Raw genomic sequence first — 8,715 nt, forward strand, 5'->3', positions numbered from 1 at the left:
TGGGCGACGCTGTCGATCGAGAGCAGTCCCGCGAGGGCGACCGCGCCGAAGCCGACCGTGACGAGGCCGAGCGTCACGATCCGCCGCCGCAGGGCCCGCGAGCGACTCGTCACGTAGAGCGCCCCGACCATCACGGCGACCGCCACCACCGTGCCGCCCCAGGATCCGCGGGAGAAGGACAGGAAGATGCCGGCCATCACCACGACGAGGCTGGCCAGGGACAGGAGCGGCCAGCGGGTCGAGCCGGAGAGAAGGCCGTGGATCAGGTAGAGCGCGCCGAGGGTCAGGAAGGAGCCGAACACGTTCGGGTCCTGGAAGGTGCCCGAGGCCCGGCCGTACTTGTAGAACAGGTCCTCGATGCCGAGGATCTGCAGGTAGCCGACGACGCCGAGGGCGGCCGAGAGCACGCAGCTCGCCGTATAGGCCTTGAGCGCGACCTCGATGCGCGAGCGCGTGTCGTCGGCGTAGAGCATCGCGAAGAAGATGCAGGTCACCGTGAGGTAGGCGAGCTGCACCGTCCACGTCACCGACAGCGGCTCGTTGAGGTAGGGCAGCAGCGCGACCCCGATGGCCGCGAGATAGGCGAGAAGCAGGAACACGAGGGGCATTGCGCCCCTGTGGAGGCGGATGCCGAGGGCTAGCCACAGCACGATCGTCGGGATCGCCACGAGGTCGTAGGGCGAGGCGTCCGAGAAGGCGAAGCAGGCGAAGAAGATGAAGGCCGCGTGCAGCCCGGTCGCCAGCCCCTGGACCGCTCGGAGGACGGGGACGCGGCCCCAGGCGCCCGCGGCCCACGGCGAGCCCGACGCGGCGGCCGTCGCGCCTGTCAGCGCGGCTGTCGTGGAAGACATCGGCGAACTCGAACTCTCGCGGGGCGCCGCGCACGCCACCCGCCCGAGCCGCTCGACGCGGCCTCCGGCAGGATTGCGGAGCCTTCAACCGGCCCGATCGAACCACCGAAAGGTTGCGGTTTAACCAACAACCCGGGGGCCGGAGCGGACTCTGTTCACGTCAGGATGCGGAATCGACCGAAGGATAGACCTGACATCGGTCGAGCGAGAGCCGGATACGGCTCGCCATTTCCATTCCGACGGCCAGCACGCGGCGCATTTGTCGCATCGGTCCGGACGGTGCGTCCGATGTGGCGCGTCATGGTTCCGGTCCCCGCGCCCTCCGATGCGCTGTCCCGACCATCCGCCGGGACGGCTCGATCGACGTCAGCAAAGAACCGAAAGACCGGCCGCAGATTTAATCCCGTCTATCCCGTGCGCCCCGGCACGTCGCTGCGGGACAGGCGTTCCCATATTCAGTTCATCGAAGACGAAGCAAGTCTGAAGCAAGTCCGCAAGGCCGGACTTTCATGAACGGAAAATCGGAGAAACGTGTGAAGAACCGTCTTGCCGCTGCTGTGGCCGCCCTCGTGCTCGGTGCCGCCCCCGTCACGTCCGCCCTGGCCTACAGCGCCATCGACGCGCGCCCGGTGCCGCTGGCGTCCGGCTGGACTGCGCCCCTCGGCGTCCATGACAGCCCGTTCCACGCGTCCTGCCCGATGAGCTCGGCCGCGGAAGGCAACGCCAACCAGCAGAACTTCCCGGTCAAGCAGTACGGCCAGACCGCGGGCGGCAACCGCTGCTGAGCATCGTCCCGAACGTCGGCGCGCCGGCGATCGGTCATGAGAGGGCCGCCCCGCAGGGGCGGCTTTTTTTGTGGTGCGCGTTTCCCGGGGCGCCGCTTCACACCTTGCAGGCGTAAAAACCCTCGCGGATCGCGTCCGGGTCGAGGTTGCGGCCGATGAACACGACGCGGGAGACGCGCGGCTCGTCGGCACCCCACTCCCCCTGGACGTCGCCGTCGAGGATCATGTGCACGCCCTGGAAGACGAAGCGCTTGGGCTCGTCGGGAAAGGCGACGATGCCCTTGCAGCGCAGGATGTCCGGCCCCTGAACCTGGGTCAGGTTCGAGATCCAGGGCATGAACTTTTCCGGATCGACCGGGCCGTCGATCCGGGCCGAGACCGACTGCATCTGCTCGTCGTGGTGATGGTGGTGGCCCTCCTCCAGGAAGTCGGGCTCCACGTCGAGGATGCGCGAGAGGTCGAAGGCGTTGCGGTCGAGCACCTGATCGAGCGGGATCGCGCAGCGCTCGGTGCGGTGGACCTTGGCGTAGGGGTTGATCGCGCGGATCTGGCCCTCGACCCGGTCGAGGTCCTCCCCCGAGACGAGGTCGGCCTTGTTGAGCAGGATCACGTCGGCGAAGGCGATCTGGTTCTTGGCCTCGGGCGCGTCGGCGAGCCGGTCGGTGAGCCACTTGGCGTCGGCCACCGTCACCACCGCGTCGAGCCGGGCGGCCTCGCCGACATCCTGATCGACGAAGAAGGTCTGGGCGACGGGGGCGGGGTCGGCGAGCCCGGTGGTCTCGACGATGATCGCGTCGAACTTGCCGCGGCGCTTCACCAGCCCGTCCATGATGCGGATCAGGTCGCCGCGCACGGTGCAACAGACGCAGCCGTTGTTCATCTCGAACACTTCCTCGTCGGCGCCGACCACGAGGTCGTTGTCGATGCCGATCTCGCCGAACTCGTTGACGATCACGGCGTAGCGCTTGCCGTGCTGTTCGGTGAGGATGCGGTTGAGCAGCGTCGTCTTGCCCGCTCCGAGATAGCCGGTGAGCACCGTCACCGGGATCTTCTGGGAGGATGCGGCGAGGGGGGAGGCGTCGGACATGGAGGGCCTGGGCAACTCGTTCGGTGACGGGATGTCAGGCTGTCATATTGTATCATCGGGGGCGGATGGAAGGTCGCCGGTCCGCGCCCCGGTTCTGTGATGTCGGGTTGACGAACGCGGTGCCTCTTCCCCCGCGTTCGTCAGTCCGGGGCGCTGACAAGCGAGCCGGACCCGAAGGCGCGCCGGGCCATCAGAACACGCGGAGCGCAGAGGCTTCGATGCCGTCGCGCAGCCGGGGATGAAGGCCGTCGCGGGTGGTGATGTCGATCGCGGTTCCGAGCCGGTCTTCCAGCAGCAGCTTGATGCCGACGAGGTCGAAGGCGTTGAAGCGGCTGCCGGGATCGTCGTCGATGAAGAGATCGAGGTCGCTGTCGGAGCGCGCCTCGCCCCGGGCCGTGGAGCCGAACAAGTAGAGCGAGGTGGCGCCCATGGTACGCACGGCGTCGGCGCTGTCGCGCAGGCGGTTGATGGCGTCCGTCCTGTCCATGGAGCGCTCCTTCCGCCGCAGATTATCAGGACTTGCCCGCCGGCCGCAGCCCCTCACTCAGGGCGGCCAGGGTCCGCCCGAATCCCTCCGGCCCGGCGAGGAAGCGCTCCAGCAGAAGCGCCCCCTCAAGGGTCGCCAGGATCATCCGGGCATGGGCCTGCGGATCGAGGCCGGCGCGGACGCTGCCGTCGAGCCGGCCCTCCTCGATGACGCCGGCGAGCCAGGCGATGTGCTTGTCGAAGAAGGCGGTGATGGCCCGGCGCAAAGCCTCGGGCAGCGTCTCCAGCTCGACGGCGAGCGCGGCGCACAGGCAGCCGAGCCCCTGCTCGACCCCGCCGAGATAGAGCCGGCCATAGGCCTCGATCCGGGCGACCCCGTCGCCGGTCGCCCCCGAGATCGCGTCGAGCGCCGCGTCGTAGCGCGCGTCATAGGCCTCGATCAGCGCCTGGGCGAGCGCCTCCTTGGTGCGGAAATGGTGGTGGATGCTCGCCTTGCGGATGCCGACCGCCTCGGCGAGGTCGGCGTAGCTGAAGCCCGAATAGCCCCGGCCGCGCACCAGGATCTCGGCCTCGCTGAGGAGCGATGCGCGCGTGTCTCTCATGGTCCGCCTTTGGTCCGTCCCGCTTGCCGATCACGTCATCGCGACGGCGCCGGCCGTTTCGCGAGGGTGGCACTTGACGCCCGAAAAATCTACCTACTAGATGGTTTGCAAGATATCGATAAATTCGCCGGGAGGAAGCGGCAGATGGCGGCACGGTCGTGCCAGGGCCTCGATCCGAGCGGGGGCGGGCGTTGAGAGCCGCCGTCACCCGTCGCGCGGCCCTGTTCGGCGGGCTGTGCCTGTGCTGCCTGCCGCGGCCCGGCTTCGCGGTCGACGCGCTGTCGACGGAGGAGGTCGCACCGGGCGTCTTCATCCGGCGCGGACCCGACGCGGAGGCGACCCCGGAGAACGCCGACGGCATCGCCAATATCGGCTTCATCGTCGGGCGCGACGGCGTGCTCGTCACCGAATCCGGCGGCAGCCTCGCGGACGGGCAGTGGCTGCGCCGGGAGATCGCCCGGCGCACCGACAAGCCGATCCGCTACGTGATGCTCACCCACGTGCATCCCGACCACGTCTTCGGCGCCGCCGCCTTCCGCGGCGACAACCCGACCTTCGTCGGCCACGCCGCCCTGCGCGGCGCGCTCGATGCCCGCGGCGACTTCTACCGCCAGCGTCTGGCCGAGATCCTCGGCGCCGACAAGGCGGGCGAGGTCGTCTACCCGACGATGGAGGTTAAGGACGGGGCGGAGATCGACCTCGGCGACCGCACCCTCCGGCTCACCGCCCACGGCAGCGCGCACACGACCTGCGATCTCTCGATGCTCGACAGCGGCAGCGGGCTCCTGTTCCCGGCCGATCTTCTGTTCGTCGGCCGCATCCCCTCCCTCGACGGAAGCCTGCTCGGCTGGTTCAAGGAGATCGAGCGGCTGAAGGCGACGGGGGCCGCCGACGCGGTGCCGGGCCACGGGCCGACGCGGGTCGCCTTCGCACCCGCTTCCGCCGATCTCACGCGTTATCTCTCGGCACTCCGCGACGGGACCCGCGAGGCGGTCGCCTCCGGCGTGCCGATCGAGAAAGCGGTGCGGACGGTGGCGCAGGGCGAGCGGGACAACTGGGCCCTGTTCGACACCTATAACGGCCGCAACGTCACCCAGGCCTACCAGGAACTCGAGTGGGAATGACGACGCCCTCACGTCAGGGCCTTCCGGGAAGGAGACCGACCATGAAACGCCTGATGTTCGCCCTCGGCCTCAGCCTGTCCGCGGCGGCCTTCGCGCCCGTCCCGGTCATGGCCGGCGCCACCGACACCGACGAGGAGCGCGCCGCCCGCTGGTCCGAGATCAAGACGTCGATCCTGGGCGACCGGAAGGTCGAGGCGAGCGAGAGCGCGGTGAAGATCGACGCCCCCGTCCGCGCCCTCGACGCCGCGCTCGTGCCGATCGGCCTGACGCTCGCCGACAAGGACAACGTCAAGGGCCTCTACTTCATCATTGACGACAACCCCTCGCCCTACGCGGCACACTTCACCTTCGGTCCGGCTGCCGATCCGGGCGAGATCAAGATGCGGGTGCGGGTGAACAACTACACCAACGTCCACGCCGTGGTGGAGACCAGGGACGGCCGGCTCCTCGAATCCGCCAAGTTCGTCAAGGCGTCCGGCGGCTGCTCGGCACCGATGGGGATGAGCGACGAGGAGGCGATGAAGGGCATGGGCGAGATGCGCCTGAAGTTCGCCGGCGAGGCCCAGTCCGGCAAGCCGATCGAAGCGACGCTGATGATCCGCCACCCGAACTTTTCGGGCATGCAGATGAACCAGGTCACCCGCGACTACACGCCCGCGCGCTACATCGAGAAGGTCGACGTGACGGCGGGCGACACGCTGGTGTTCCACCTCGACGGCGACATCTCGATCGCCTCGAACCCGGTCATCAACTTCGCGCTGCGGCCCGACATCCGGGGGCCGATCAAGGTCGTCGCCTCCGACAACCAGGGCGGACGCTGGGAGCACAGCTTCCCGCTTCCCTCCGCGAGCAACTGATGCCGGGGGAGCGGCGGATGCGGGCGATCGCCGGGGCCGCGGCCGTCACGGCCCTCGGGCTCCTGCTCGGTGCGGCCGGCCCGGCCGACTCGCCGGTCAACGTGCCGGAGCCGGACGGGCTCTATACCGGGCCGCCGCGGGGCTACACCCCGGCGACCCTCAAGGGCGCGACCGTGGTCGATCTGAAGGGGCTCGAAGCGCTGCTGCCGGACAAGCCCGTCCTCATCGACGTGGTGCTCGCCGACCACCGGCCGGCGGGGCTGCCCGCCGACCGGCCCTGGCTGCCGACGCACCGCTCGATCCCCGGCGCGGTCTGGATGCCGGGTGCCGGCGGCGCGCCGCTTCCGCCCGAGAAGGAGGAGGCCTTCCTGCGGCGGGTCGCCGAGCTGACCGGCGGCGACAGGGCCAAACCCGTCGTCACCTTCTGCCGGCCGGAATGCTGGGGCAGCTGGAACGCCGGCAAGCGGCTGGTCGCGGCGGGCTACAGCCGCGTCTACTGGTTCCCCCTCGGGGTCGAGGGCTGGCAGGACGACCACGACACCGCCGTCGCCAAGCCCGATCCGGCCTGGGCCGAATCCGGCAACGGGCGCGCCGCCCAGCGCTGACGAGGGGCAGGCGAGGGGCCGGCCTCATCCGGCCTCAGGAGGATCACCCGATGACGACCCGCCGCCACATCCTCCTCCTCCTCGCCGCCGCGCTGTTTGCCGGCAACCTGCCGGCGGTCGGACACGCCGCCGAGCCCGTCGCCTACGACGCGGCGGCCTTCGAGACGGCGCAACAAGAGGGGCGCCCGGTCCTCGTGCAGATCTCGGCGCCCTGGTGCCCGATCTGCCGGGCGCAGAAGCCGATCCTGGCGGCGCTCGCCGCCGATCCGCGCTTCAAGGATTTCGCCGTCTTCACGATCGATTTCGACGCTCAGCGCGACCTCGTGCGCCGGTTCGGAGCGCAGATGCAGAGCACGCTCATCCTCTACAAGGGCAGGACCGAGGTGGCCCGCTCGGTCGGCGAGACCCAGCCGGAATGGATCGAGCAGCTCCTCGAAAAGGCTCTCTGACACAAAGCTGCCACGATTCGGACCACCCGGCTCCGGCGTCTAAATTTCGAGCAATCTCAAATGCCTCGATCCCAGGCTGTGCCATTGACTCCCGTCGGGATGTGGCGGAAAAACGGCGAACCCGGAGGCGGTTCGAAGTCTAGGGAGGAAACGCCCGGCAAACGGGCAGGCGGGACGACCGGAGTCCATGGAACGTCGGTTGCCGGCCACCGCTTTCGGTGGCCGCGGCGTGAAGGGGCTGAAGCGCCACCGCAGCAGGAGAAGGCAGGCCCCTCCGGGTAACACTTCCCGTCAGATCCATCGGAACCCGCCCAGAGGCCCCCTGCGAGGCGGCGCGAACGGGCCTATAGAGGCGTTCCGTACGCCGCGCCCGGTCCGCCGGGCGCACCGGGAATGCGAGCCGTCCGGATCACGAGCCATGTCGCAGGTCGTTCACACCCGTCGCCTCCAGGCGGTCGATCTGATCAAGCGCAAGGCCGAGGGGCGCAAGATCATCTCGCTGACCGCCTATCACGCGCACACCGCGGGCATCGTCGACGCCTATTGCGACTTCGTCCTCGTCGGCGATTCCCTCGGCATGGTCATGCACGGGATGGAATCGACCCTGCCGGTGACCCTGGAGATGATGATCCTCCAGGCCCAGGCGGTGATGCGCGGGACCTCGCGCGCCCTGGTCGTGGTCGACATGCCGTTCGGCTCCTACGAGGCGAGCCGCGAGCAGGCCTTCCTCAACGCCGCCCGCGTCCTCAAGGAGACGGGCGCCGGGGCGGTCAAGCTCGAAGGCGGCGCCCGCTTCGCCGAGACGGTCGCCTTCCTGACCGAGCGGGGCGTGCCGGTGATGGGCCATATCGGCCTCACCCCGCAATCCGTGAACACCATGGGCGGCTTCAAGGTGCAGGGGCACGGGGCCGGCGACGAGGACCGGCTGCGGGCGGATGCCCGCGCGATCAGCGACGCGGGCGCCTTCGCCATCGTCATGGAGGGCATCGTCGAGCCGGTGGCGCGGGCCATCGCCACCGATCCCGCGATCCGTGCGGCGACCATCGGCATCGGCGCCACCGCGGCCTGCGACGGGCAGATCCTCGTGCTCGAGGACATGCTGGGCCTGAGCGACCGGGTGCCGAAATTCGTCAAGAGCTACGGCTCGCTGCGCGCCCATATCGAGGAAGCGGTGCGCGCCTACGCCGAAGAGGTGCAGGCCGGCCGCTTCCCGGCCGACGGCCACACCTACCCGCCGCGGTGAGCCCACGAGACGGCGCGTGGCTTGACGAAGCGGCCCCCATCGGGCATTGACCGCGCCGGAATTCGGCCGGGGCTTCCCGGCCTTTTGCGTTTCGCCCGCGCTGGCGCGCCACCAGCGAATCGCCCCCGAACCCGCTTTAGGAGCGCCCAGCCATGGCCAAGGCCGTTACCGTCAAGATCCGCCTCGTCTCGACCGCCGATACGGGCTACTTCTACGTCACGAAGAAGAACTCCCGCACGCAGACCGAGAAGATGGTCATGAAGAAGTATGACCCGGTCGCGCGCAAGCACGTCGAGTTCAAGGAAGCCAAGATCAAGTAAGCCTTCGCGGTCCTTCCTTCGCATTTGTTTCAAGGCCGCTCCGGCAACGGGGCGGCCTTTCGCGTTCCGGGGCAGGGTGTCTGGGAAGCGCCCACCTCGCGCGATTTTGTCGGCGCGCCGCGGCGCCGGGGTCATCCCCGCGCAAGCGAGATCGTGTAGAGCGAGAGGTATGAACGCCTCTGCCTCGCATCTTGTTCCCGCCGGCATCGCGCTGACGATCGCTTCCGCCGCCATGGCCCTCGACCGGGCCGGATACGCGCATTCCGCCGAGATGACGCTGGGGGCGGCGCTCGCCGCCGCCGCGGC

11 protein-coding genes are annotated in these 8,715 nt (G+C 69.3%); 7 read left to right on the top strand and 4 right to left on the bottom strand.

The genetic code is table 11. From position 1 onward, the window contains the following. Nucleotides 1-851 (bottom strand): O-antigen ligase family protein (locus MFF42_RS20345; protein WP_507763115.1); only part of this gene is annotated, 851 nt, incomplete at its 3' end. Between the two features lie 533 nt (nt 852-1,384). Here MFF42_RS20345 and MFF42_RS20350 point away from each other — a divergent pair. Further along, nucleotides 1,385-1,636 (top strand): hypothetical protein, encoded by a 252-nt coding sequence (locus MFF42_RS20350; RefSeq protein ID WP_238257370.1) that lies wholly within the window; start codon nt 1,385-1,387, stop codon nt 1,634-1,636. A gap of 97 nt (nt 1,637-1,733) precedes the next feature. Here MFF42_RS20350 and MFF42_RS20355 read toward each other — a convergent pair whose 3' ends face one another. The 3 genes from MFF42_RS20355 to MFF42_RS20365 form a co-directional block, all read right to left on the bottom strand. Then, nucleotides 1,734-2,723: a CobW family GTP-binding protein gene (locus MFF42_RS20355; protein WP_238257371.1), complete on the bottom strand. Its 990-nt coding sequence runs from the start codon at nt 2,721-2,723 to the stop codon at nt 1,734-1,736. A 190-nt stretch (nt 2,724-2,913) separates the two neighbouring features. Beyond that, the gene (locus tag MFF42_RS20360; RefSeq protein WP_238257372.1) at nt 2,914-3,210 is read right to left on the bottom strand and encodes a nucleotidyltransferase family protein; all 297 of its coding nucleotides are present in this window, start codon (nt 3,208-3,210) and stop codon (nt 2,914-2,916) included. Between the two features lie 25 nt (nt 3,211-3,235). Further along, nucleotides 3,236-3,811: a TetR/AcrR family transcriptional regulator gene (locus tag MFF42_RS20365; RefSeq protein ID WP_238257373.1), complete on the bottom strand. Its 576-nt coding sequence runs from the start codon at nt 3,809-3,811 to the stop codon at nt 3,236-3,238. A 191-nt stretch (nt 3,812-4,002) separates the two neighbouring features. On the opposite strand from MFF42_RS20365, the gene MFF42_RS20370 reads away from it, so the two are divergent. From MFF42_RS20370 to rpmG, 6 genes are all read left to right on the top strand, one after another. Next, the gene (locus MFF42_RS20370; RefSeq protein WP_238257374.1) at nt 4,003-4,935 is read left to right on the top strand and encodes a quinoprotein relay system zinc metallohydrolase 2; all 933 of its coding nucleotides are present in this window, start codon (nt 4,003-4,005) and stop codon (nt 4,933-4,935) included. Nucleotides 4,936-4,976: 41 nt separating this feature from the next. Further along, nucleotides 4,977-5,792: a quinoprotein dehydrogenase-associated SoxYZ-like carrier gene (locus tag MFF42_RS20375; RefSeq protein ID WP_238257375.1), complete on the top strand. Its 816-nt coding sequence runs from the start codon at nt 4,977-4,979 to the stop codon at nt 5,790-5,792. A gap of 17 nt (nt 5,793-5,809) precedes the next feature. Further along, entirely contained in the window at nt 5,810-6,397 is a 588-nt protein-coding gene (locus tag MFF42_RS20380; protein WP_238257378.1) for a rhodanese-like domain-containing protein, read from the top strand. Nucleotides 6,398-6,447: 50 nt separating this feature from the next. Further along, nucleotides 6,448-6,846, top strand: a complete 399-nt coding sequence (locus MFF42_RS20385) for a thioredoxin family protein (protein WP_238257376.1) — start codon at nt 6,448-6,450, stop codon at nt 6,844-6,846. A 418-nt stretch (nt 6,847-7,264) separates the two neighbouring features. Beyond that, entirely contained in the window at nt 7,265-8,089 is an 825-nt protein-coding gene (panB, locus tag MFF42_RS20390) for a 3-methyl-2-oxobutanoate hydroxymethyltransferase (RefSeq protein ID WP_238257377.1), read from the top strand. Between the two features lie 152 nt (nt 8,090-8,241). After that, the gene (gene rpmG / locus MFF42_RS20395; RefSeq protein WP_003602581.1) at nt 8,242-8,409 is read left to right on the top strand and encodes a 50S ribosomal protein L33; all 168 of its coding nucleotides are present in this window, start codon (nt 8,242-8,244) and stop codon (nt 8,407-8,409) included. The last annotated feature ends 306 nt before the right edge of the window (nt 8,410-8,715 follow it).

The sequence above is a fragment of the Methylorubrum podarium genome, from assembly GCF_022179745.1.
GTDB lineage: Bacteria > Pseudomonadota > Alphaproteobacteria > Rhizobiales > Beijerinckiaceae > Methylobacterium > Methylobacterium podarium.